Genomic DNA, 24,783 nt, shown 5'->3' on the forward strand with positions numbered 1-24,783 from the left:
TAGATTACTATGATTAATGTTCTTGTTACATCAATTGGATCATTTTCTTCAGAAATTGTAATAAAAAATTTAAAGGTTATTGGAAATAGAGTTGTGGGTACAGGTATTTATCCTAAAGAATTGATTGCAGAAGCGTTGTATGTGGATAGTTTTTATCAAGTTCCTAAATCAGATTCATTGGAATTTAAAAAAACGCTGTTAGATATAGTATATAGGGAACGGATTGATTTGATAATACCACTTACGGATATTGATGTAGATTTTTTTAATTTTAATCGTGATGCTTTTAAGAAAAGCATTATTTGTTTTTCAAATAAAAATGTAATAGATATATGTCGCAATAAAATGAAAATGATTGAATTTTTGAAAAAAAGCAAGGAACTTATTCAAGGACCACCAACATGGGCTTTGAATCAGTTTAAAATAGAAAAATTGGATTCTTCTTTTTTGTGTAAGCCTTATGATGGGAGAAGCAGCAATGGAATTGTGGTGACAAATAAAATATCAGAAGTGAAAGAACTGTTAGAAAGTGAATTAAGTAATAAATATATTATTCAACCTTATATTGAAGGACAGATTGTGTGTGTAGATGTGATTAGAGATGATAGATTTAAGCATTGTTATGCAATGCCTAGAGAAGAACTTATAAGGACACCTAAAGGTGCAGGATTATCTGTAAAAATAATTTGTGATGATTTTATAATCCAGAATAGTATTAAAATAGCGGAAAGATTAAATATTAAGGGATGTGTGTGCTTTGAATTTATTAGAGATAAAGAAGGAAAGTATTATTTTTTAGAATGTAATCCTAGATTTTCCGGAGGAATAGCTTTTTCATGTATAGCCGGATATGATTTTATAGGAAATACGCTTAAAATTTTTGAAGGTAAAGAGATTTGTAAAATGCCAGAATTAAAAGAACAGTTCATAGTTAAACATTATCAAGAAGTTGTTACGTGTAGGATGTAGGAATTTTGAATAGTACAAGTTATTGTTATGCTTGTGAGGTGAGAAAACATGGAGTGGAAAGAATATAAAGAAATAATAAAAGAAAAAATAATAAAAGATGAATTCATCTCTTCAGAAATGCTTGAAATTTTTAATAAAGATGTATTATGTCAAACAGATGAAAGTGAAATAATAGAAGATATTAGAAGTATGAAAAATATAGAAAAAAAATTAGAATCAGACAGTACTTTAGAAAAAATTTTAGTAAACAAATTACGATTGTTATTTAAACAGTTACTTGTGTATTTGACAGGTTTGTCGGGAGATTATTATGATTTTTTGCAGGAAATAAAAGAAGTAGATGATTATAAGGAGTTAGTTTATCTGTTTTTGCAAGCAAGATCAATGCAAATAGAAAATACCAATATAGTATCGAAAGAAAGTGACGCAATATTTTCTGATATTGATACAAAAATATATAATTTATGTAGAGAAAGAAAAAATGCAAATACGTCTCATTTAAGATATGAATTAAGAGAAAATAATGCAGTAGTTATTATAATATCAAAAATGGAAGATGAGATTGATTTAGAAAATTTAGAAGAAGTGTGTAAATATACGTATGAAATATGTGGAAAAAATATCATTGTTATAAATACAAATGATTATGTGACAGAAAACAATAATCAGCCGTTATTGTTACCTTTTTTTAAAGGAAAAGACATTTTGGAGGGAAGAGAAGAATTTTCGTTTGGTAGTACAAAAGTGCAGTATATTTCTGTTCAAAATCTTGCAGAAGAAGCATTACAAATGGATATGCTAATAGATTATATTAGAGAAATAAAGCCATATTATATAATAAATTTCGGCGGAATAAACTATTTTGCAAGAATGGTAAATAGTGTAGTACCAACACTGACATTAACAACAAATAAACAGGAAGAGTGTACTAGTTTTAATATGGTTGTAACAAGCAAAGAGGATATAAACAAAGGAATAAAAGAGTATAAATTTAAGGCAGATAGTTATGATTATGATTTTATTGAAGATATAAAAAAACATATAGTAAAAGTGGACAAGTCAAACTGGAGTGGGAATGAAATATTGGTTTCAGTATTTACATTATCATACAATCACGAGCCATTTTTGCAAGAAATGTTAAATGGTGCGTTGATGCAAAAGACAAGTTTTCCTTTTGAAATTGTAATTAATGATGATTGTTCGACGGATTTGTCGGCAAAAATAATTAAAGCATATCAAGATGAATATCCAGAAATTGTGCATCCATTATATCAAAAACAAAATCTTTGTTCCTTAGGAGTAGATTTTACTGATAAAATACTTTATCCAAATACAAAAGGAAAATATATTGCTTTATGTGAAGGTGATGATTATTGGATTGATGAAAACAAATTAGAAATACAAGTAAAATATATGGAAGATAATCCTGATGTAGCAGGGACTTTTCATGACGCATATATGAAAATGAAAGATGGAAAGTTTATAGAGCATAGTGATAGAAAGTTAGAAGAAGCCGATTATGATACATCATATTGTATAAGTAAATCACAAACTAGGATAGATACAGCAACTATTGTATATAATAAAGAAAAGGTTTTACCAATACCTTATTTTTCAAAATATGCAAAAACAGGTGATTATTTGTTGTGTATTACAATTTCATTGAGAGGAAAATTTCATTATTTTCCAAGAATTATGGGAGTATATCGAATGAGTGATAATAATTGGTCAAGTACGATTTTAAATAATCCTAAAAAATATAAAGAGTTTTCAATGGGAGAAATAAGGTGGCTATTTGATTTAAACGAATATACAGATGGAAAATATTATAATGAAATAGCAAAAGTCATTGCTGTCAGAGGTAGAGATTTAGCAAGGGTTATTGAATATGAGGAAGCGTTAGATATGATTAAATGTTAGATATGATTTAGGAAAAAAAGATAGTAAAAACAATAGATATAATTAAAAGTCTCCCTGTAAAAACTTTTGTAATGTAAAAAATATAAAAGTTTTTACAGGGAATTTTTTGTTATAAATATTATAATTCCTATAGAATTACTATTATATAAAAAAATTATTGCCAGTCATAATAAATAAAAATTATTACTATTGAAGAAGTAGCTGATATAATATAACATATTAAAACAGTAGGAATTGAAGAGGTTAGTTAATAAACTAAAATTTTTGGTCGTTAAATTATAAATATTAAAAAATAGGAGTGGTAAAAATATGAAAAGAGGAATTAATACACGATGTTTGCATATAGAACAGGATGAAAAAGAAAATAACAGTTTTAATAATTTTGGTGCAATAAGCTATCCAATTTATCAGACAGCAACATATGCCCATCAAGGCATAGGAAAAAGCACAGGTTACGATTATAGTAGATTGCAAAATCCAACACGTAACCAGCTAGAAAAGGTGGTTGCTAATTTAGAAGAAGGAATTGATGCGTTTGCATTATCAAGTGGAATGGCAGCAATAACTTTGATGATGGAAATTTTTAAGCCAGGAGATCATTTGATAGTTGAAGCTGATTTGTATGGTGGAAGTATTAGATTATTTGATAATGTTTCAAAGAAAAATGGTATTGATTTTACATATCTAGATTGCTCAAGTGAAGATATTGAATCTCATATAAAAGAAAATACAAAAGCAATTTATATAGAGACACCAACGAATCCTATGATGAATATTTCTGACATTGAAGAAATATCTAAAGTTGCAAAAAAACATAATTGTATTTTAATTGTTGACAATACGTTTTTAACACCATATTTTCAAAATCCATTAACGTTAGGGGCGGATATAGTTATTCATAGTGGAACAAAATTTTTAGGAGGTCATAATGATACTTTAGCTGGATTTATTGTGACAAATAATGAAGAAATCCAGGAAAAACTTAGATTTTTAATTAAGACAACAGGTTCAGGACTTGCACCGTTTGACTGCTGGTTGATTCAAAGAGGAATTAAGACATTAGGGGTTAGAATGGAGAGAGCACAACAAAATGCAATAGAAATTGCAGAATTCTTAAAAAAACAAGATAAAGTAACAGATGTTTTTTATCCGGGGTTACCTGAACATAAAGGGCATAATATTATAAAAAAACAGGCACGCGGATATGGTGCAATGTTGACATTTAATATTGACAGCGAGCAACATGCTTATGAAATTTTAGAAAACGTGAAGATGATAAAATTTGCGGAAAGTTTAGGCGGAGTTGAGACATTAATTACGTATCCAACAACTCAAACTCATGCGGATGTTCCAGAAGAAAAAAGATTAGCAAATGGAATTACTCCTAGAACTTTGCGAGTTTCTGTTGGTATTGAAGATGCGAGGGATTTGATTGCAGAGTTAGAGCATGTATTCGCAAAGTTATCGTAGAGTACTAAAAAGATAGGAAAGTGTAAATACGATAAAATTGAATTTTAGAAAGTAAGTATTAAGAGGTAGGTGATAAAATGCCAGAAAAAAATTTAAATTTTGATGAGATAATAGCTAGAAAAGGAACAGATTGTTTAAAATACGATTTCGCGTCAAGAAGAGGAATGCCAGAAGATGTATTACCTTTTTGGGTTGCCGACATGGATTTTAAAACCTCTTCATACGTTGAAGATGCGTTAATTGAACGTGTAAAGCATGGTATTTTTGGATATAGTGAAGTAGGAGAACCATATTTTAAAGCAATTGCCAATTGGATGAAAATACACCATAATTGGGAAATTAAAAGAGAATGGCTTGTAAAAACACCAGGTGTGGTTTATGCACTTGCAATGGCTATAAAAGCTTTCACAAATGAAGGCGATAGTGTCTTAATCCAGCAACCAGTGTATTATCCTTTTTCTGAGGTCATAGAAGATAACAAAAGAAAAATAGTAAGCAATGATTTGGTATTAGGCGAAGACAATAAATATTATATTGATTTTGTTGATTTTGAAGGAAAAATTATTCAGAATAAAGTAAAGTTGTTCCTCTTATGTAGTCCACATAATCCAGTGGGGCGAGTTTGGACAAAAGAAGAACTTATAAAAATTGGAGATATTTGTCTTAAACATGGAGTACTTGTGGTAAGCGACGAGATACATAATGATTTTGATTATGAAAAAAGACATATTGTTTTTTCAAGCTTAAAAAAGGAATTTGAAGAGAATTCTATCGTTTGTACTTCACCAAGTAAGACATTTAACTTGGCTAGTATGTTGATTTCGAATATTTTTATCCCAGACAGAAAAAAAAGACATCTTTTTAGAAAGCAAATTGATGCATCAGGAATGAGTCAACTTAGCGTATTAGGACTAGTTGCAACTCAGACAGCTTATGAAAAAGGTGAAGAATGGTATGATGCTATGATTTCTTATGTGAAAGAAAATATAAGTTTTGCAAAAGAATATATAAAAAAAAATATGCCAAACGTGAAAATGATAGATATAGAAGGAACATATTTGCTGTGGCTTGATTTTAGAGAAACAGGAATTGATGTCGATGAATTAGACAGAAGAATAATTTATGATGCAAAATTATGGTTAGACAGTGGGAAAATTTTTGGAAAAAGTGGAGAAGGTTTTCAGCGAATCAATGTTGCGTGTCCAAGATGTTTACTTGAGGAAGCATTAAAGCGTTTAAAACAAATATTATAATTTGCTTTTATTTTGAAGTAGTAAAAGTATAATATATATTTTATAAGATATAAAACAGTAAAAAATATAATAATAAAGAGGATGAAAAAATGACAATACTACAATTGAAATACGTTATTACAATAGCTAATTCATCGTCTATGAGGGAGGCTGCGAGTAAATTATATGTTTCGCAGCCTGCTCTGTCTGCAACGATAAGAGAATTAGAACAGGAATTAAATATCAAAATATTTGAAAGAAATAATAAAGGAATAAATGTAACAGAACAAGGAAGAGAGTTTGTAAACTATGCAAAACAAGCGGTCAACCAATATGAAATAATAGAAGATCGCTATTTTTCAGGGGGAGAGAGAAAAAAACATTTTTCAGTTTCAATGCAACATTATGTCTTTGGAATTCATGCATTCGTAAATGCATTAAAAAAAATAGATTATCCCAAGTATAATTATTCAGTATATGAGACGAGAACAGAAGAAGTCTTGTCAGATGTTAGAAAACAAAAAAGTGAGGTTGGAATTATTGCATATACAAAAAGTAATGAAGCAGTAATAAAAAAATTATTTAGAGAGTTTAATCTAGAGTTTTTTCCATTATTTCATAAGGAATCATGTGCATATGTTTGGAAAGAGCATCCACTTGCAGGTGAAAAGGAGTTGTCGCTTGAAGATTTAAGAGAGTATCCATTTTTATCATTTGATCAAAGTAGTGATAGCGAATTTTATTTGTCGGAAGAGCCTCTTAGTGATTACGATTTCCCAAAAATTATTAAATCAACAGATAGAGCTACTTCGGCAGAATTAATGGCAGCTTTAAATGGATATTCAATAGGAACAGGTGCGATGACAAAGAGTATTTCATTAAAAGATGAGTTTTTAAGCATAAAATTAAAAGAGCAGGATCCAGTCACAGTAGGTTATATTCTTTTGAAAAATCACAAATTAAGCGAAATAGGAAAAACTTATGTGGAGGAATTAAAGAAAATTTCCTAAGAGAATTTGGAATGAAATAGTGGAATCGTTTTTAGTGCCTTTTAGAGACAATTTAATAGAATTATTATTTGTGATACAAAAATATTATTACAGAAAATAAAATTTAGTAATTAGATAATAACAAAAATTTATGTTATATTACAATCAACATGAATCAGAAATAGTGTTAAAGAACTAGAGGTGAGTAAGCCTCTAGTTTTTTAATAAAATTTACTAAAAAGAAGGAGGGCAAAGATGATAAGAAAGCAAGCTAAAAAAATAAGTTTTATTATTTCATGGTTGCTTGCAGTGTTAGTTGAACTAATGGTAGAAAATGACGTGACACAGCCAGAAGCTAATGAACCATATTATTTGTATCTATTAGGTATAGTGGGAGTGATTATAATTGTTTGTTATTTAGGTTCTTTTTTTAAAAATAATATATCAAAAAAATTGGATGATTATTTACAAAAGAAAGCACCACTTTTTGCAGGAGGAATTTTATTAATAAATATTATCAATATTGTTTGTAGTAAATTAGCATTGCTTCCAGTTTTATTTTTCCCATCGCTGGATAGAATATTTGGAGCTTTAGTTAATGATAGAGTGTTGTTGGGGGAATGTATTTTAGCATCAGCAAAGCTTTTATTAATAGGATTTTTGATAGGAGGAATAACAGGTTTTTTTACAGGAATACTAATAGGATTTAACAAGGTTGCAGCATATTGGATAAATCCTTTAACCAAAGTAATAGGACCAATACCACCAACAAGTTGGTCGCCTCTAGTACTTTCAATTTTTAGTACATCTTATCAAGCAGCAATCTTTATGGTTGCACTTTCTGTTTGGTTTCCGATAACGGTAATGACAAGTAACGGAATATCAAATGTTAATCAGACATTTTTTGAAGTTGCGGAAACAGTAGGTGCAAGTAAAAGATATCAAATTTTCAAAGTTGGAATACCAGCAGCGATGCCAAATGTTTTTTTAGGATTGTTTTATGCAACAACAGGAGCATTTGTAACATTAGTTACAGCAGAAATGTTCGGATGTAAGTCAGGAATAGGTTGGTATCTAAATTGGCAAAAAAGCATGATGTTATATGCAAATGTATACGCGGGATTAATTGTTTTAGCTGTTTTGTGTAATTTGATTATAAAAATTTTATTCAAGGTTAGAACAGGATTGTTAGGTTGGCAGAAAGGAGTAATTAAGTGGTAGAAAAAAGTGGAAATATTGTAATAGAAAATGTATCAAAATATTTTGATCAGGCAGATGGTTCAGTTCTAACAGCCTTAGATGGAGTAAATTTGAATATAAAACCAGGGTCATTTGTTTCATTAATTGGTCCCTCCGGATGCGGAAAGACAACTTTATTACGCGCAATAGCGGGATTGAATTGTGCCGATAAAGGAAATATCTTTTTGGATAATGAATTGATAAAAGGGCCAAGCTATGAAAGAGGATTCGCTTTTCAACAAGCTAATCTGTATCCATGGTTGAATATAGAAAAAAATATTTCATTTGGTTTAAGAGCCAGAGGAATATATAAGGAGAAGAAAGAAGATGTAAAAGAATATATTGAAATGGTTGGTTTAAAAGGCTTTGAAAAGTCATATCCACATCAACTTTCAGGTGGAATGAATCAGAGGGCCTCACTTGCAAGGGCGTTGGTTGGGCATCCTAAGGTTTTATTATTAGACGAGCCATTTGGTGCGCTTGATGCTTTTACAAGAATGAACATGCAGGATGAAATATTAAGAATATGGAAACAGCAAAACATGACAATGATAATGGTTACACATGATGTTGATGAAGCAGTGTATTTGTCAGATCAGGTTGTGGTTATGACTCCTAGACCTGCTAAAATTGAAAAAATAATTGATATAGAGTTATCGAGACCAAGAGCAAGAGGAAATCATGATTTTTTGAATTATAGAACGAAAATTTTAAAAATTTTAAATTATGCAGGAACAAATAAAGAACCTGAGTTTTATTTATAGCATTATAAAAAAGATAGGAGGTAAAAGGAGAAAATGAAAGGAAAACGAAAAAAGTACATTGTAGGATTACTGTTGCTTACTATGACGGTATCTTTATTTTCAGGATGTAGCAAGTTTGGAAAGAAGAAGTCATCAAAAGACTTGACGGTAAAAATATTAAATAACAAAGAGAGCTTGTGCCTTGCACCGGTTCATATTGCAATAATCAATGGTTATTTTGATGAAGAATTCAAAGCAGCCGGTGAAAAATATAAGATTGTAAATTCGAATATTGATACAGTTACAGAACAAATTACGAGTGGTGAGATTAATGCAGGTTACGGCTTGACAGGTACGTTGATGCAGCCAATTTCAAATGGTCTTCCAATTTCGTTTGTAACTGGCTTACATAGAGGATGTACTAAGTTTTATTCGAAAAAAGGGTCATCAGTAAAAAGTCTTGAGGATTTAAAGGGAAAAACAATTGGCGTTCCATCGTTATCGGACTCATCCCTTATCCAAATGAAAAGAAAACTTTTTAGCCTTGGATTTAAAGTAAATGGAAGTAAACCAGATGTTACATTTGTAGCTTATGCTATGAATGATTTACCAACAGCATTAGATAAACAAGCAGTTGATGCTGTTGGTTTACACGATCCTGTTGCATATAATGCAGAAAAAAAATATGATTTTATAAAAATTCTAGATATAGGTGAAGATAAGGAGTTTTCAAATGAGTATTGTTGCCAGGCCTATGTATCTCAGGAATTGATTAAAAACAATCCAAAAGGTGCAGCTGCTTATACAAGAGCAATCCAAAGAGCAGCAGCTTTTGTGCAGGCAAATCCAGAAGAAGCAGCAAGACTACAGGTGAAGCATGGTTATATGCCAAGTGAAAGAGAAGAAGATGTTGTAAATTACGGAAAAATTTTGGCAAGCTTAAACTATGAGCCTTCTGTAAAGTTAGGTAGAAAAACTTTTGAGGCAACATTTAAAGATCTTCAAAAAACAAAAGATATAGATTCAAAGTTGGATTTGAAGAAGTTTACCGAAAAGGTTTATCCAGATTTGAAATGGGTACCGGAGGGATATACTTATGATAATAAAACAAAGAAATTTAAAGAAATTAAGAAATGAGGTATTTGAATATGAAAAAAGCAAGATTAAAAAACATTTTATTTGTGTTGACATCAATTTTTTTAGTGGTAGGGTTGTTAACTTTTGCCCATGGATGCGGTTATATGCATGGAGTGCATGGACCATGCTATAAAACAAAGGTAATTGCGATTATAAGTGCTGCAGTGCTTGTACTGATTTCGGTAATAGATTATTTTGTAAGAAGTTCTAAAGTTAAAAATTTTTTGAGTGTATTACAATTATTGACTAGTATTTTTCTTATTGTTTTGCCAACATACGTTGCACCAGTATGCCGAATGAAAACAATGCACTGCAACATTTATACAAAACCATTTATTATTTTAATTGGTAGTATCGATTTAGCAATTTCAGTGGTAGCAATAGTTGTAGGCGTTTTAGTAAATAAGAGGAAGGAAAATGAAGCATATCAATAAATTTTTTATAAGTTCAGTTTATAAAAATATGCTTTTTAAGAGCATAAATTCAAGATATTATAAATCATATGGAATTGGCTTTTTGGCTTTACTTGTAACTATTGTAACGTTTCTAGGAAGTGTTATTGTAAGCGGAATAAATCATGGAAGTGAAAATCTAGTTGCTCAAATGGGTGCGGACATTATTGTCGCACCTAAGGGCACTGAAAATGATTATGAAGGAATGCTGCTTACAGCACGAAAAAGTCAGTTTTATATGGGAAGAGAGAAATTAAAACAAATAAAAAAAATAGAAGGTGTAAAATCTGTAACAGAACAAACCTTTTTAATAACATTAGAAGCATCATGTTGCGATCAGTCAGTTCAGGTGGTTGGAATTAATCCCAAAACAGATTTTACAGTTAGTCCCTGGATAAAAAATCGATCAATTATTAATTCAAAAAATCAAATCAGTTTAAAAAATCATAGCATTTTGGTTGGAAGTAAAATTGCTTTAAAGAAGAATAGATTTAAAATGTTTGGAAAAGAATACAATGTTCAATCTAAGCTAGATGAAAGTGGAACATCCATGGACAATACAATTTATATAAATCAAAAAGATATTCCACAGTTATTAGATACAGCCAAAAAAGCCAGACAGGGTATTCTAAAACCAGTAAACAGAAATTCAATTTCAGTCGTACTTATAAAAGCTGATAATCAAAAAAATATTCAGGAAATTCAAAGCAAGTTGTCTCTGTTAAAAGGCGTGGTTCCAATAAAATCCAAAACAATTTCAGCACAATTAACAGACAAAGTAAATGATAGTTACAGATTTTTTGTGATTCTTATGTTAGTAGTATGGATTGTATTTATCTTATTTTTCTTAATAGTGCTATATATAACAATAAATGAAAGAAAAACAGAATTCATCAATTTGAGAGTTCTTGGAATGAGTAGAAAAAATCTGATAAATTTTATACTTAAAGAAAATTGTCTTATTATTTCGGGGGCTACATTTATAGGTGAATTTTTGGTGATCCTAAGCTATGTTTTGTTTAATAAAGCAATATACATGAGTATAAATATGCCATTTATGGTTTGTAATGCTAAAGAATTAATTTTACATGGGCTTGTAAGTGCTGTTATTTTGATAGGATTTAGTTTATTATGTGTCAGAGTATTACTTAATGGAGTTTGCAAGGAGAATATTTATGAGTGAAAGCAATGAGAAAAAAAATAAAAATCATAGATTAATTGTACATGAAGTATCTAAATTTTATAGTGGGAAAAGCAGAAAATTTAAGGTGTTAGATCACAAGAGTTTTATGTTTCAGACTGGTGAATTTTACACAATTATGGGAGAAAGTGGAGTCGGAAAAAGTACATTGTTGAACATAATTGCAACTCTTTTGCCTGCTAGTTCGGGAAAAATTTTGTTGGATGATTTAGAAATTAGCAATATGTCAGAGCTTGAAAAATCCAATTTTAGGAATAAATATTTCGGAATTGTTACGCAAGAGTCTAATCTGGTGAGTTATCTAACATTAGAAGAAAATATGTTTCTGGCTTTAGAATTATGTGGGAAAAATACAGAGTCAAGAGCAACTGTTGAAAAATACCTTAAAAGATTAAATTTGCTTCATCTAAAAGATGAATATCCTAAAAATCTTTCAAGTGGAGAAATAAAAAGATCAGCAATAGCTAGAGCACTTGTAAAGGAATCTAATTTTTTATTGCTTGACGAACCAACAGCTAACCTAGATAGTAAGAATACAAAAGTTGTGTTACAACTTTTGAGAGAAAAAGCAAATGAAGGTATAGGCGTTATAATTACAACGCATGAAAAAGAAGCAGTTGAGTATGCAGATCAAAAAATATATCTTGATTTTTGTGAAAATGCGCGATAAGAAAAACTTATCACAAACAATAAGAATTAAACAATTTTCTATTCCCTACTACAGTGGTATGATATTAACAACTCAAAAAGAAGTAATAAAAAAACACAAGAAAAATAAGAACTTTGTGTAAAAGAACTTCACAAAAAAAGAAAAATAAAAGGCAAAACAAGGAGGATAAAGTCATGGGAAAAATAGTAGAAAGCGCATTAGAATTAATTGGTGGAACACCACTTTTAAAATTAAACGGATATTCAAAAAAGAGAGATATCACTTCAGCAACAGTACTTGCTAAGTTAGAGTATTTAAATCCAGCAGGATCTGTAAAAGATAGAATTGCATTAGCAATGATTGAAGATGCAGAAAAGAGCGGAGTGTTAAAACCAGGAGCAACAATCATTGAACCAACAAGTGGTAATACAGGTATCGGTTTAGCAGCAGTTGCAGCAGCAAAAGGATACAAAGCTATTCTTACATTACCGGATACAATGAGTGTTGAAAGAAGAAACCTTTTAAAGGCGTATGGTGCTGAACTTGTTTTAACAGAAGGTGCTAAAGGAATGAAAGGTGCAATTGCAAGAGCTGAAGAATTAAATAAAGAAATTCCTAATTCAATTATTTTAGGTCAATTTGTAAATAAAGCAAATCCAAAAGCTCATAAAGAGACAACAGGTCCAGAAATTTGGGAGCAGACAGATGGAAAAGTTGATATTTTCATTGCAGGCGTTGGTACAGGCGGAACAATTACAGGTGTTGGCGAATATCTTAAAGAAAAAAATCCAAACATTAAAATCGTAGCAGTTGAACCAGCAACAAGTGCTGTATTATCAACAGGAAAACCTGGAGCACATAAGATTCAAGGTATCGGTGCAGGATTTGTTCCAGATGTTTTAAATACACAGATTTATGATGAAATTATTCCAATTGAAAATGAAGATGCTTTCGCAGAAGGAAGAGCTTTTGCAACAGCAGAAGGAATTCTAGTAGGTATTTCATCAGGAGCAGCATTAAAAGCCGCTGAAATTTTAGCAAAACGAGAAGAAAATAAAGGTAAAGTTATTGTAGCATTGTTACCAGATTCAGGTGACAGATATCTTTCAACACCTTTATTTAATGACTAATATAGTATGATATAAAACAACTATCCAAAATTTTAAACAACAAAAGGAGTAGAGATGAGTAGTAATTCATATAAAAATCTTCAAAATTCTCATCCTTGCTTCGGAGGTCAAAAAAACAATGCAGGTCGCATCCACTTACCGGTTTCTCCCGGATGTAATATAGCATGTAAGTTCTGCGACAGGACTATAAATGATGTGGATGAGCGACCTGGTGTGACTTCCAAAATCCTTCAACCAGAGGAGTGTGTTGAGGTCTTAGAAAAAGCTCTTAAGATATGTCCTAGTATAAAAGTGGCTGGAATAGCTGGACCAGGTGATACACTTGCGACGGATAACGCAATTAGAACATTCGAAATAATAAAAGAAAAATTTCCTAAGTTAATAAAATGTATGAGTACGAATGGCTTACTGCTAAATGAACGTGCAGAGGAATTAATAAAAGTTGGAGTGGATTCATTAACTGTAACTGTAAACGCAGTGGATCCAGAAATTGAAAGCAAACTTAATTCCTATATCATTTATCATGGGAAAAAAATAGAGGGAATAGAAGCAGCAGAGATTCTGATTAAAAATCAATTAGAGGGAATAAAGAAGATAGCAAAAGCAGGCATAACAATAAAAGTGAATACTGTATTAGTGCCTGAAATTAATGGAAATCACATAGAGGAGATCGCAAAAACAGTCAAAGAAGCAGGAGCAAGCATCTATAATATTATACCGCTTATACCACAATACCAATTGAAAGATTGTGAGGCACCAACTTGTCCGCAGATAGATGAAGCGAGAACAAGAGCTTCAAAATATATAGATGTTTTTAGACATTGTCAAAGATGTCGTGCAGATGCAGTCGGGATTCCTGGCAAATCTGAATATGGAGATCAAATATATCAAAGAAGATTAAGAATCAAGGAGACCTTTTCACATGGATAAAAAAGAAGATGAGAAGTACTTAGTAGCCGTGGCAACTAGTGACGGTATATTAGTTGACAATCATTTTGGACGAGCAAAAACATTTTATATTTACCAGATAGAAAATGATTTTGATATAAAAGAAGTAGAATACAGAAACGTATCTGCTGTGTGTGAAGGCGGAAGCCATGATACAGAAAAACTTATAGAAAATATTAAAAATCTTTCGGATTGTAGATATCTTTTAGTAAGTAAAATAGGGGATGTAGCTTTAAATATTGCAAAAAGCTATGGAATCACTCCTATTGAAATTCCAGGAAAGATAGAAGACTCGATTGAAGAATTAATAAAATTTAAAAAAATACAGGATCTTTTTCGTTGATAAAAGATGTTAAATTCTAAAAAACAATTAAAAGGGCATTATATATGCCTACAGAGAAACATAAAGAATATTAAAAAAAATTTAGGAAAGAGGAGTCAAAAAAGTGAGTGAATTAAGACAAATTGCCATTTATGGAAAAGGTGGAATAGGAAAATCTACTACAACACAAAATTTAACAGCTGGTTTGGTAGAACATGGAAAAAAAGTTATGGTAGTCGGGTGTGATCCCAAGGCAGATTCAACAAGATTATTGTTAGGAGGATTAGCACAAAAAACCGTTCTTGATACGATCAGAGAAGAGGGCGAGGATATCGAATTAGACAGAATCCTTAAGGAAGGATATGGTGGAACACGATGTGTTGAATCCGGCGGACCAGAACCAGGTGTAGGCTGTGCTGGTAGAGGTATTATAACATCAATTAATATGTTGGAAAATTTAGGTGCGTATACAGATGACTTAGATTATGTTTTTTATGACGTATTAGGTGACGTAGTGTGTGGTGGCTTTGCAATGCCAATTCGAGAGGGAAAAGCTAAAGAAATTTACATCGTAGCAAGTGGTGAAATGATGGCACTATATGCTGCAAATAATATTTCAAAAGGTATCAAAAGATATGCAAGAACTGGAGGAGTAAGATTAGGAGGAATTATCTGTAATTCAAGAAATGTAGATAGAGAACTTGATTTATTACGAGCATTTGCTAAAGAATTAGGAACAAAATTATTATATTTTGTACCAAGAGACAATATTGTGCAACATGCAGAAATAAATAAAAAGACAGTTATCGAATATAAACCTGACTCAAATCAGGCACAGGAGTACAGAAATTTAGCTCAAGCAGTTATTGAAAATAAAGATTTCGTAATTCCAACACCAATGACTCAAGAGAGACTTGAAGAAATTCTTATGGAATATGGAATGATGGAATTAGCAGATGACTACAAGATTTAAGTGATTAGTTTTTATTAGGTTTTTTAAGAAAGGGATATGAGTATGGGAAAAATTAATAAATCAATAACAGAATTAGTTGGTAAGACACCTATTTTAGAGTTGACAAATTATGAAAAAAAGCATGATTTAAAAGCAAAAATTTTAGTAAAATTAGAATATTTCAATCCAAACCAGAGTATAAAAGATAGAATTGCACTTTCGATGATAGAAGATGCAGAAAAGAAAGGGTTATTAAAACCAGGTTATACAATTGTTGAAACAACAAGTGGCAATACAGGTATTGGATTAGCAGCTATTGCGGCTTCAAAGGGCTATAAATTTAGAGTTTATGTACAGGATAATGTAAGTAAAGAAAGATTCCAAGTTATTAAAGCCTTTGGTGGAGAAACGATAAAATTATCAGAAAATCCAGTTATTAAAGAAGTGCTTGAAAAAACAAACGGAGATTTTGTAGCAGCTATTGCGGAATTAAGAGAGAAAGTTTTATCAAAAGAGGAGAATATCTATTTTGTTGATCAAACAGCAAATCCAGCAAATCCAGCAATTCATGAACAAACAACTGGTCCTGAAATATGGGAAGATACTGATGGAAATGTAGACATATTGGTTGCTAACGTAGGAACAGGTGGAACAGTATCGGGAACAGGAAGGTTTTTAAAGAAACAAAATCCTAATATCAAAGTTGTTGCAATTCAACCGGGACCAAATTCATTACCAAGTGATGAAAATCCAAGTCCAGAGGAAATAACAGGTGTACATCCATTTGAAGGAGTGCCTGTTGAAAGAGTTCCAGCGACTATGGATTTGAGCATATATGATGAAAAATATGAAGTAGAGACATCAGAAGCTTTCCAGGCAGCAAGAGAAGTTGCAAAATCAGACGGAATTTTAATAGGTACTTCATCAGGAGCCGCTATATATGCAGCAACTCAAATCGCAAAAAGAGAAGAAAATGCTGGAAAAACTATTGTTGCAGTGTTGCCAGATACAGGACTTCGTTATCTTTCAACACCATTATTCGAAGAGTAGGAGAAGATTAAAAAGAGTTTAGAAAGAAAAACAAGAAAAGGAGAAAGAAATGTCAGTTAATTTAAATAATTCCAACTTGGCAACTCGTGAAAATCGAATTGGATCAATCACTGGATATGTTGGAACTTTAAAAGATTTAGCTAGCAAGAGTGAATGCGGAACACTAAAAGGATGTTCGAGATGTTTTTCTCAGTCAAGTACATGTTTATCAATGTGTGGTTTGTCACAGCTAGCAGGAATCAGAGATGTTGCAATTATTCATCATGGACCAGCAGGATGTTCGGTTACATCAGCAGGCTCATATTATATGTCAAAAGTTATGTCCAAAAAACGTAACGTAACAAGTAACACTGTTTATGTAGGAACAGATATGAATGAAAATGACACAATTTTTGGTTCAACAAGAGTTCTAAAAGATGTTATTTTAAAAGTAAATGAGAGATATTCACCAAAGGCAATTTTTGTTTCAAGTTCTTGTGCAACAGGAATAATCGGAGAAGATATCGATAGCATAGTTGATGAAGTAAAAGAAGAAATCTCGGTTCCTATTGTGGCCGTTCATTGTGAAGGCTTTAAATCAAGGATATGGGCAACAGGTTTTGATATTTCAGATCATGCGGTTTTACAGGCAATTGTACAGCCACCACGTGAAAATGCAAAAACAAATAAAATTGCATTTAAAAACTTCTTTGAAAGCGCAAGACCAGAAATTATCGAGATGTTTAAAAAATTCGACCTAGATCCAATCTTCTTATATTGTAATTCTACAGTCGAAGAATTATCACATTTATCAGAGTGCATAGCAACAACATGTATCTGTGGTACCTTAGGAAACTACCTTGGTAATGCATTGGAAGAAAAATATAACGTTCCATATGTAAGAAGTATCAATCAGTGTGGTATTAAAGGCTTTGAAACATGGCTTCGAGAAATTGGAAAAGTAACAAATCGAAGCGAGGTTATCGAAGAATACATAAAAGAGCAAAGAGAAATATATCTTCCACAAATAGAAGAAGTGAAAAAAGAATTACAAGGGTTGACAGCAGTACTTGGAATGGGACCAGGTTATACATTTGAAGTGACTCGTGTTTTAAATGAGCTTGGAATCAAGGTTGTTTGGGCATTGGCTTGGCATTATGATAAAAAATATGAAAATGGTGATGTCCCACCATCAATGAAATATTTGCTAGATAACGACATTGATTTTGAAACAAGCGTAGCGGACCAACAAAATTATGAAGTAATGAATATTTTAAATAAATATCAGCCAGATATGTACTTGTCTCGTCATCCAGGTTCAACAGTTTGGGCAATCAAGAACGGTACACCAGTTGTTTTCGTTGCAGATGAATATACAATGTTTGGATACAAACATACTCTAGAGTTTGCAAAATCAATCTTAGATGCTACAAGAAACAGAAATTTTGAGCAGAACCTGGCAAAAAGAAGCAAACTTCCATATACAAAGTGGTGGTACGAACAAAACGTAGATGCATTTTTAGAGGAGGCTAAGTAATGGCAAAATTATTAGATAAACAAAGATACAAATGTGCCTTAGGTGCTATGCAATCTGTCCAGGCAATTGAACGTGCGCTTCCTATTCTACACTCTGGACCAGGATGTGCTCAAAAACTATCGGAGCAGATTGGTAGTTCGGGCTATTTTTCACCAAACATTTTTCCTTGTACAAGTATAAACGAAAAAGACGTAGTTTTTGGAGGAGTAAAAAAATTAAATTCAACAATTGAAAAATCATTAAAAGTTATAGATGCCGATATGTATGTGGTTTTAACAGGATGTATTCCTGAAATTGTAGGAGACGACTCGGGAGAAGTTGTTTCTAGATTTAATGAAGAAGAAAAACCAGTTTTATATGTTCCAACAGCTGGTTTTAAGGGGAATAATTATAAGGGACATGAACAGGTTGTTGATTCGATAATTGATCAGTTTTTAGAAAAATCTGAAGAGAAGGAAGCGGGGCTAGTAAATATTTGGGCAGATGTGCCTTATCAGGATTTATTCTGGCTTGGAAACTTGAGAGAGTTAGAAAATCTTGTCAGAGAATTAGGGCTTAAACCAAATACAATTTTTGGTTACAAACGAGGAATTGAAAATATTAAGAAGATACCAAAAGCACAGTTTAATTTATTGGTTTCTCCATGGGTTGGACTTTCAAATGTCAAAAAGATGGAAAGAAAACTTGGTATTCCATATTTACACTTGAAAACATTACCAATCGGTGCCACTGAAACAAGTAAATTTTTAAGAGAAGTCGGAGAATTTGCAGGTGTTTCAAAAGAAAAAATTGAATCAGTTATAAAAGAAAATGAAGATTATTATTATTATCTTATTGAAAGATATGCTGATTTATTTCTTGAAAACAGAGTAATTAACAAACAGTTTTCAGTAATTGCTGATGCACAGTATTCACTAGGAATTACAAAATTTTTAGTAAACGATATCGGACTTATTCCTGCAAAACAGTTTGTTGTTGATGATACACCTAAAAAATATAGAAAAGAAATTGAGGAGGAGTTTAAAAACCTAAATTATGGAATTAAGGCTGAGGCTTCATTTGAAACTGATGGATATTTAATTCATGAGGAAATAAAAAAACATGATTACCATGGCTATCCATTAATTCTAGGTGGATATTATGAAAAAGAGTTGACGGAAGATTTAAAGGGAAACTTCTTAAATATTTCATGGCCAGTTCAGGATAAGGTAGTATTTGACAGTTCGTATGTTGGGTATCGTGGCGGTATTAAGTTGTTAGAAGATATTTACACAGTAGCTGTACAGCGTTTTAACTAGAAATGTTGATTTTTAATAATTGTTTCTGTTGGTAGAGCACTTGTAACTTATAGAGTTTTTGTTGTTGGTAACTACTTGTACAGCTACCAACAACATAAAGAAGGAATCTTTAGGAGAAATAAATAGTATGTCATATAAAATTGCGATTGGCTCTTCAGACGGTGTTAACATAGATTTGAAATTTGGAGAGGTAAGCGAATTTCTAATCTATGAAGTAGAGGGCATAAATTATAAACTAATTGAAAAAAGAAAAAGAGCATTTAAAGAAAACAATGCTGTGTCAGGAGATACATTTGAAAGTTCGTGTGATAGTGGTTGTTGTAAAAACGGAAACAGAAAGAAATGTCAGGGGCCTAAAGACATTACTTCGACAATTGAAGTAATTAAAGATTGTAGATGTATTTTATGTAAAAAAGTAGGCTTCCAAGCACAAAAACAGTTTGAAAAAAAGCTGATAACTGTATTTGATATAGAATATCCAATCAATCAAGCTTTAAAAAGAATAGTTTTTTATTATAATTCAATAGATAATAATAGAAGTTGGCATTTATAACAAAATGTTTCAAGTAAGAAAATAATATTTTGTGTTGTTATCCCAAAAAAGTTGTATAATAGTATATGAATGATAAATATTTAACAAGCAAAAACAACGGTAGATGATGTATCCGTTTTATGATTTGTTTTTGCAAGTAAACACACTAAGTTTTATTGTTCTATAAGTAATAAAGGAAGCAAGAGGAGATAACATGAAATATCAAAATTTATTCGAGCCAATTAAAATTGGTAATCTAGAAATCAAAAACAGATATGCAATGGCTCCAATGGGCCCTTTGGGCTTAGGCGATTGTGAAGGTGGTTGGAACGACAGAGGAATCGACTACTATACAAGGAGAGCCAAGGGAGGTATTGGATTAATCATAACAGGTGTCACTTTTTCTGACACAGAGGTTGAAAAACCATCTTTTCCAAATACACCAAACAGTACATATAATCCAGTACAGTTTGTAAGAACTAGTAGAGAAATGACTGAAAGAGTTCATGCATATGGCGCAAAGATTTTCTTACAAATGAGTGGTGGATTTGGACGAGTTACAATTCCAACTAACTTAGGAGAATTTCCACCAGTGTCAGCATCAGCTGTTCCACATAGATGGTTAGACAAGACATGTCGTCCACTTACAGTTGAAGAGATTCATGGAATAGTAAAGAGCTTTGGTAAAGGTGCATATAATGCAAAAAGAGCAGGATTCGACGGAATTGAGATACATGCTGTTCACGAAGGTTACCTTATTGATCAGTTTGCTATTTCATTTTTCAATCAAAGGACAGATGAATATGGTGGAAGTCTAGAAAATCGATTACGTTTTGCAAAAGAAATAAGAGAAGAAATCGCAAGAACTTGTGGACCTGATTTTCCAGTAGCGTTACGCTTTTCTCTTAAGAGTATGATAAAAGATTTCAGAGAAGGTGCACTTCCAGGAGAAGAATTTGAAGAAAAAGGTAGAGATATCGAAGAAGGAATTGAAGCTGCAAAACTTCTTGAAAAATTTGGATATGATGCATTAGATGTAGATGCAGGTACATATGATGCGTGGTGGTGGAATCATCCACCAATGTATATGGAAAAAGCTCCATATAAAGAATTTGCAAGAATCACAAAAGAGCATGTTAATATTCCTGTTATTATGGCTGGTAGAGTTGATAATCCAGACACAGCAACAGAATGTTTAGAGAATGATATCTGCGATATGATCAGTTTAGGTCGTCCAACACTTGCTGATCCTGATATTGTAAATAAAATCAGATTAAATCAGTTAAGTAGAATTCGTCCTTGTATTAGTTGTCAGGAAGGTTGTATGGGACGTATTCAGACATATTCTTTAATAAATTGTGCTGTTAATCCACAAACAGGTAAAGAAAGATTAACAGAATATAAACCTATTACTAGAAGGAAAAAAGTTCTTGTAGTTGGTGGCGGTGTTGCAGGATGCGAAGCTGCTAGAGTGTTAGCAGAAAGAGGACATGAGCCAGTTGTATATGAAGCTAAATCTCAATTAGGTGGTAATTTAATTCCTGGTGGAGCGCCAAAATTTAAGGAAGATGATTTGGCACTTGCAAAATGGTATGAAGATGAGTTGACAAGGTTAAACGTTGAGGTACATCTTAATACAAAAGCTGATAAAGATACAATTATGAGCAGTGGGTATGATGCAGTAATTGTTGCAACCGGATCAAGACCAAAGATGTTTAAACTTGGTGATGATGAAAAGGTTTATTCAGCAGAGCAAGTTCTTTTAGGACAAAAAGATGTTGGAGAAAAAACTGTAATAGTTGGCGGCGGTTTAGTAGGCTGTGAACTTGCTTTAGATCTTGTACAGAAAGGTAAAAAAGTTACAATTGTTGAAGCATTAGATAAGATTATGGCAGTAAATGGACCTTTATGTAGTGCAAACAAAGAAATGTTAGAAAGATTAATAGATTACAATGATGTAGATGTATGCTGCAATGCAAAAGTTACAAACTATCAAGATGGTAAGCTAAAAGCTAAATTATCTGATGGAGAAAAGACTTTTGAAGCAGACAGCGTTGTACTTTGTGTAGGCTATTCAAGCGAAGATACTCTTTATAATGAAGTGAAAAATGAAGTTGAGGAAGTTTATTTGTTAGGCGATGCAAGACAAGTTTCAAATATCATGTATGCAATTTGGGATGCTTTTGAAGTTGCAAATCATATATAAATCGTATGTAGATTGAATGTAATAAAATAAATTTTTTAATCCTGTTTACTGGAAAATTTCTAGTAAGCAGGATTTTTTTTATAAACTTTTTATAAACATTATAATTTAAGAAGATTATTTCATATTAAAACTTACAATAATGTATAGAAAATTGTTAAATAAACTTGACGATTTGTAAAAAAAATGTTATTGTTGGATATAGTTAGAACGATCTAACGATAGTTATAACTATAAACCTTTGTGCAAAAGAGTGGGTTTAAAGCATGAATATGCGTTGTTAGTTTCAGAAATAGTGTTGGAGGTTATAGATGAAAAGAGTTGGAATAATAGGTGCTAGTGGAAAAATTGGTTTAATGGCAGCTAGAGAAATTGAAGGCTTTTGTCAGATAAAAGGAGGAAGCAGACATTACAAAAAGTGTTATGAAAGCTTAAAGAATTTTTATTGGCAAAAGGTAGATCTATATAATGAAGAGAGTTTATGTGAGTTCTGTTCTGATTGTGATATTATCCTAAATTGTGCCGGTCCAGCAGTTGTTGTAGAAGATAAAGTTGCAACTGTTGCGGGAAATTTTAAAATTCCGTATGTTGATACTTCGGATATTGTGCTTGTTGATAAAGCAATAAAAAAGAGTTTACCGAATGATTCGGTTTACGTGGTTGGTTCAGGATATGTTCCGGGGTTAGGAGGATTGCTCCTTAAATGGCTAGCATGCAGGCAATATGATGATTTAAATCTGGTAAAGTGTTATCAGTGCGGTATACAGAAATTTTCAGAGATAGCATTTGTAGATATTGTGTTTGGCTCACTTTCAGGAGAATCAAAGGGTGACTCATATTATAGAAGAGGAAGAATACTAAAAGAACATAATTTAGGAATCATTAAAAGAAATTTTCCATCATTAGAAAAAGAGTATGAATTTAAATCTTTTCTAAGTGATGAAATGATAGATACTGCTTCAAAATATAATATCAAAGAATTACATTGGTTTAACAATGTCGAAAACAAACAAATGTCAGAATTGGTAATGGATTCTGTAAAACTGTTATTGTCTAAGGGGGAAAAATCTGCCCTTAAAGAAATCAATGAAAATGCAAAAAAATATGCAAATTTGAGCATGGATAATGAAGAAGAATGGTCAAAAATTATCATTGAGTGTAGAGGAAAGCTTAACAATGAAAAAAAAGAAAGTTTTACCTCATTTGATGTAAACAAAGAAGAAGAAGCATGTGGTTTGGTTGTAGGACTAGTTATCAAAAAACTTGTGACTGAAAAAGTAAAAAATGGAATCTATTATCCACATGATATTATTACGGCAAATGAAATAGAACTTTTTTTAAGTAAAATAAAAAAAGAAAATTTTACAACATATGAAATTGACAGAGAAATTGAATATGCATAAAAGAGGAGAAAAATTATGAGATTCGCTAAGAAAACAGCTTATATTGTAGCAATGACCCTTTTAGTAGCAACTGGGTGTGCTAGTAATCAAAAAGGAACATCTAATGAAAAAGTAAATTATAAAATTGGTAAAGAAAAAAAGAATGTACAAGAAAAATATAGATATTTAAGAGAATGGAATGGTACATGGGAATCTTTTACAGGTTGTTGTAAAGATGAAAAATTAGACACAGAATGGAAAAAAATTTCTGAAAAAGCGGGCATTAAAGAGAAGAGGTTAAAAGATACTTTTTCACAAATCTGTTTTATTACAGATGATATTAAGTATTTTAAAATAAATAAAAACAATATTATAGCGTTAGATTCTAATGAAAAGAAAGTATTTGATAATGAGTATATCTTAATCGACAGTTATGGAAAAAATAGTAAAAAAACTGTTATTGAAGGTGAAAAATCATATTTATTACAATCAAAGAAGCAAGCAGGACGTTACAGTTATATTTGCATTATGCCTATTTGTTCATTAGAAGAAAATGGAGGCAATAAGATGCTGAAACATTTTCACTTTAATTATGGAAGAACTATTAAAGAAGCAACGAATAGGTCGAGAATTCCAACTATGGTCAAAAGTACACAAGATGACATAAGAAAAAAAGAAACGTTAGTTACTTTTTTCGGAGCTTAAGACATGAAAATCGCAAAAAGAAGGTTTACATAAGGAGGACAAAAGTGTTTTTAGAAATCAAGGATTTAAAAAAGTTTTATGGAGAAAAAGAAAATAGGATATGTGTTTTAAAAGGAGTTAATTTATCAATAGAAGAGGGAAGTATAGTTGTTATTTTAGGTCCGTCCGGATCTGGAAAATCCACAATTCTTAACATTATCGGAGGACTTGAAGTTCCAGATAATGGAACAATCCTAATAAATGGAAAAAAGATTGATAACATGAAGGCATCTAACCTTGGAAAATATAGAAGAGATATGATTGGATTTATTTTTCAGTCGTATAACCTTATTCCAAATTTGACAGTAAAAGAAAATATAGAACTTTGTCAGAAATTAGGAGACAAAGCAATTGATATAGATGAAGTAATTGATTTATTAGGTTTGACAGAGCATAAAAATAAATTTCCAAGATATTTGTCTGGAGGACAACAACAAAGAACAGCAATCGCTAGAGCAATCGTGAAAAATCCTAAATTGTTGTTATGTGATGAGCCTACTGGGGCGCTTGATTATGAGACTTCAAAAGAAACATTACGTTTACTTGAAGTGGTAAGAAAAAAATATGGAACAACAATTCTTATGGTTACTCATAATGAAGCAATTGGTAAAATGGCAGATAAAATATTAAAAATAAGTGGTGGAGAAATAGCAAAGGAAATTGTTGTGGAAAATCCATTATCAGTAGATGAGATTGAGTGGTAAG

23 protein-coding genes are annotated in these 24,783 nt (G+C 31.5%); all 23 read left to right on the top strand.

Annotated elements, in window-relative coordinates; translation table 11 throughout:
- The first annotated feature begins 9 nt into the window (after positions 1–9).
- The 23 genes from BLV79_RS06875 to BLV79_RS06985 all read left to right on the top strand — a co-directional run bounded on the left by BLV79_RS06875 (position 10) and on the right by BLV79_RS06985 (position 24,782).
- Positions 10–969, top strand: a complete 960-nt coding sequence (locus tag BLV79_RS06875) for an ATP-grasp domain-containing protein (protein ID WP_074717424.1) — start codon at positions 10–12, stop codon at positions 967–969.
- Positions 970–1,017: 48 nt separating this feature from the next.
- Positions 1,018–2,889 (top strand): glycosyltransferase, encoded by a 1,872-nt coding sequence (locus tag BLV79_RS06880; RefSeq protein ID WP_074717427.1) that lies wholly within the window; start codon positions 1,018–1,020, stop codon positions 2,887–2,889.
- Positions 2,890–3,198: 309 nt separating this feature from the next.
- Positions 3,199–4,359, top strand: coding sequence for a trans-sulfuration enzyme family protein (locus BLV79_RS06885; RefSeq protein ID WP_074717429.1), 1,161 nt, complete (start codon positions 3,199–3,201; stop codon positions 4,357–4,359).
- A 77-nt stretch (positions 4,360–4,436) separates the two neighbouring features.
- Positions 4,437–5,612, top strand: a complete 1,176-nt coding sequence (locus tag BLV79_RS06890; RefSeq protein ID WP_074717431.1) for a MalY/PatB family protein — start codon at positions 4,437–4,439, stop codon at positions 5,610–5,612.
- Between the two features lie 89 nt (positions 5,613–5,701).
- Positions 5,702–6,601, top strand: coding sequence for a LysR family transcriptional regulator (locus BLV79_RS06895; RefSeq protein WP_074717433.1), 900 nt, complete (start codon positions 5,702–5,704; stop codon positions 6,599–6,601).
- Positions 6,602–6,835: 234 nt separating this feature from the next.
- Positions 6,836–7,801: an ABC transporter permease gene (locus BLV79_RS06900; protein ID WP_074717435.1), complete on the top strand. Its 966-nt coding sequence runs from the start codon at positions 6,836–6,838 to the stop codon at positions 7,799–7,801.
- On the top strand, positions 7,795–8,583 hold the full coding sequence (locus BLV79_RS06905) for an ABC transporter ATP-binding protein (RefSeq protein WP_074717437.1): 789 nt from the start codon (positions 7,795–7,797) through the stop codon (positions 8,581–8,583). The genes BLV79_RS06900 and BLV79_RS06905 overlap by 7 nt, the downstream gene beginning before the upstream one ends.
- Before the next feature lie 33 nt (positions 8,584–8,616).
- Positions 8,617–9,699, top strand: coding sequence for an ABC transporter substrate-binding protein (locus BLV79_RS06910; RefSeq protein ID WP_074717439.1), 1,083 nt, complete (start codon positions 8,617–8,619; stop codon positions 9,697–9,699).
- An 11-nt stretch (positions 9,700–9,710) separates the two neighbouring features.
- Positions 9,711–10,133: a DUF4418 family protein gene (locus tag BLV79_RS06915; protein ID WP_074717443.1), complete on the top strand. Its 423-nt coding sequence runs from the start codon at positions 9,711–9,713 to the stop codon at positions 10,131–10,133.
- Positions 10,117–11,334: an FtsX-like permease family protein gene (locus BLV79_RS06920; RefSeq protein ID WP_074717445.1), complete on the top strand. Its 1,218-nt coding sequence runs from the start codon at positions 10,117–10,119 to the stop codon at positions 11,332–11,334. The genes BLV79_RS06915 and BLV79_RS06920 overlap by 17 nt, the downstream gene beginning before the upstream one ends.
- Positions 11,327–12,022, top strand: coding sequence for an ATP-binding cassette domain-containing protein (locus tag BLV79_RS06925; protein ID WP_074717447.1), 696 nt, complete (start codon positions 11,327–11,329; stop codon positions 12,020–12,022). Before BLV79_RS06920 ends, BLV79_RS06925 begins: the two co-directional genes overlap by 8 nt.
- 173 nt (positions 12,023–12,195) lie before the next feature.
- Positions 12,196–13,131, top strand: coding sequence for a cysteine synthase A (gene cysK / locus BLV79_RS06930; protein WP_074717449.1), 936 nt, complete (start codon positions 12,196–12,198; stop codon positions 13,129–13,131).
- A gap of 54 nt (positions 13,132–13,185) precedes the next feature.
- On the top strand, positions 13,186–14,061 hold the full coding sequence (locus BLV79_RS06935) for a radical SAM protein (RefSeq protein ID WP_074717451.1): 876 nt from the start codon (positions 13,186–13,188) through the stop codon (positions 14,059–14,061).
- On the top strand, positions 14,054–14,422 hold the full coding sequence (locus tag BLV79_RS06940) for a NifB/NifX family molybdenum-iron cluster-binding protein (RefSeq protein WP_074717453.1): 369 nt from the start codon (positions 14,054–14,056) through the stop codon (positions 14,420–14,422). The genes BLV79_RS06935 and BLV79_RS06940 overlap by 8 nt, the downstream gene beginning before the upstream one ends.
- A 103-nt stretch (positions 14,423–14,525) precedes the next feature.
- A complete protein-coding gene (gene nifH / locus BLV79_RS06945; RefSeq protein WP_074717455.1) occupies positions 14,526–15,374 on the top strand; it encodes a nitrogenase iron protein in 849 nt (282 codons plus the stop codon).
- A gap of 42 nt (positions 15,375–15,416) precedes the next feature.
- Positions 15,417–16,403, top strand: coding sequence for a PLP-dependent cysteine synthase family protein (locus BLV79_RS06950; RefSeq protein WP_074717457.1), 987 nt, complete (start codon positions 15,417–15,419; stop codon positions 16,401–16,403).
- A 49-nt stretch (positions 16,404–16,452) separates the two neighbouring features.
- The gene (locus BLV79_RS06955) at positions 16,453–17,919 is read left to right on the top strand and encodes a nitrogenase component 1 (protein WP_074717459.1); all 1,467 of its coding nucleotides are present in this window, start codon (positions 16,453–16,455) and stop codon (positions 17,917–17,919) included.
- The gene (locus BLV79_RS06960) at positions 17,919–19,217 is read left to right on the top strand and encodes a nitrogenase component 1 (RefSeq protein ID WP_074717462.1); all 1,299 of its coding nucleotides are present in this window, start codon (positions 17,919–17,921) and stop codon (positions 19,215–19,217) included. The genes BLV79_RS06955 and BLV79_RS06960 overlap by 1 nt, the downstream gene beginning before the upstream one ends.
- Before the next feature lie 127 nt (positions 19,218–19,344).
- Positions 19,345–19,770 (top strand): NifB/NifX family molybdenum-iron cluster-binding protein, encoded by a 426-nt coding sequence (locus BLV79_RS06965; RefSeq protein WP_074717464.1) that lies wholly within the window; start codon positions 19,345–19,347, stop codon positions 19,768–19,770.
- A 193-nt stretch (positions 19,771–19,963) separates the two neighbouring features.
- Entirely contained in the window at positions 19,964–21,955 is a 1,992-nt protein-coding gene (locus BLV79_RS06970) for an oxidoreductase (RefSeq protein ID WP_074717466.1), read from the top strand.
- A gap of 308 nt (positions 21,956–22,263) precedes the next feature.
- Entirely contained in the window at positions 22,264–23,355 is a 1,092-nt protein-coding gene (locus BLV79_RS06975; protein ID WP_074717468.1) for a saccharopine dehydrogenase family protein, read from the top strand.
- Between the two features lie 15 nt (positions 23,356–23,370).
- Positions 23,371–24,039 carry a ZinT/AdcA family metal-binding protein gene (locus tag BLV79_RS06980; RefSeq protein ID WP_074717470.1) on the top strand — a complete coding sequence of 223 codons (669 nt, stop codon included), beginning with the start codon at positions 23,371–23,373 and terminating at the stop codon, positions 24,037–24,039.
- A 44-nt stretch (positions 24,040–24,083) separates the two neighbouring features.
- Positions 24,084–24,782 carry an ABC transporter ATP-binding protein gene (locus BLV79_RS06985; RefSeq protein ID WP_074717472.1) on the top strand — a complete coding sequence of 233 codons (699 nt, stop codon included), beginning with the start codon at positions 24,084–24,086 and terminating at the stop codon, positions 24,780–24,782.
- Position 24,783 lies beyond the last annotated feature (1 nt).

The sequence above is a fragment of the Lachnobacterium bovis DSM 14045 genome, assembly GCF_900107245.1.
GTDB classification, from domain to species: domain Bacteria; phylum Bacillota; class Clostridia; order Lachnospirales; family Lachnospiraceae; genus Roseburia; species Roseburia bovis.

Bases quoted from the DNA above. Each gene is read 5' to 3' on its own strand.
- BLV79_RS06915 (WP_074717443.1), top strand. From the start codon at position 9,711: ATGAAAAAAGCAAGATTAAAAAACATTTTATTTGTGTTGACATCAATT.
- BLV79_RS06970 (WP_074717466.1), top strand. From the start codon at position 19,964: ATGAAATATCAAAATTTATTCGAGCCAATTAAAATTGGTAATCTAGAA.
- BLV79_RS06885 (WP_074717429.1), top strand. From the start codon at position 3,199: ATGAAAAGAGGAATTAATACACGATGTTTGCATATAGAACAGGATGAA.
- BLV79_RS06940 (WP_074717453.1), top strand. From the start codon at position 14,054: ATGGATAAAAAAGAAGATGAGAAGTACTTAGTAGCCGTGGCAACTAGT.
- BLV79_RS06975 (WP_074717468.1), top strand. From the start codon at position 22,264: ATGAAAAGAGTTGGAATAATAGGTGCTAGTGGAAAAATTGGTTTAATG.
- BLV79_RS06950 (WP_074717457.1), top strand. From the start codon at position 15,417: ATGGGAAAAATTAATAAATCAATAACAGAATTAGTTGGTAAGACACCT.
- BLV79_RS06965 (WP_074717464.1), top strand. From the start codon at position 19,345: ATGTCATATAAAATTGCGATTGGCTCTTCAGACGGTGTTAACATAGAT.
- BLV79_RS06910 (WP_074717439.1), top strand. From the start codon at position 8,617: ATGAAAGGAAAACGAAAAAAGTACATTGTAGGATTACTGTTGCTTACT.
- BLV79_RS06960 (WP_074717462.1), top strand. From the start codon at position 17,919: ATGGCAAAATTATTAGATAAACAAAGATACAAATGTGCCTTAGGTGCT.
- BLV79_RS06925 (WP_074717447.1), top strand. From the start codon at position 11,327: ATGAGTGAAAGCAATGAGAAAAAAAATAAAAATCATAGATTAATTGTA.
- cysK (WP_074717449.1), top strand. From the start codon at position 12,196: ATGGGAAAAATAGTAGAAAGCGCATTAGAATTAATTGGTGGAACACCA.
- BLV79_RS06880 (WP_074717427.1), top strand. From the start codon at position 1,018: ATGGAGTGGAAAGAATATAAAGAAATAATAAAAGAAAAAATAATAAAA.
- BLV79_RS06980 (WP_074717470.1), top strand. From the start codon at position 23,371: ATGAGATTCGCTAAGAAAACAGCTTATATTGTAGCAATGACCCTTTTA.
- BLV79_RS06875 (WP_074717424.1), top strand. From the start codon at position 10: ATGATTAATGTTCTTGTTACATCAATTGGATCATTTTCTTCAGAAATT.
- BLV79_RS06900 (WP_074717435.1), top strand. From the start codon at position 6,836: ATGATAAGAAAGCAAGCTAAAAAAATAAGTTTTATTATTTCATGGTTG.
- BLV79_RS06895 (WP_074717433.1), top strand. From the start codon at position 5,702: ATGACAATACTACAATTGAAATACGTTATTACAATAGCTAATTCATCG.
- BLV79_RS06955 (WP_074717459.1), top strand. From the start codon at position 16,453: ATGTCAGTTAATTTAAATAATTCCAACTTGGCAACTCGTGAAAATCGA.
- BLV79_RS06920 (WP_074717445.1), top strand. From the start codon at position 10,117: ATGAAGCATATCAATAAATTTTTTATAAGTTCAGTTTATAAAAATATG.
- BLV79_RS06935 (WP_074717451.1), top strand. From the start codon at position 13,186: ATGAGTAGTAATTCATATAAAAATCTTCAAAATTCTCATCCTTGCTTC.
- BLV79_RS06890 (WP_074717431.1), top strand. From the start codon at position 4,437: ATGCCAGAAAAAAATTTAAATTTTGATGAGATAATAGCTAGAAAAGGA.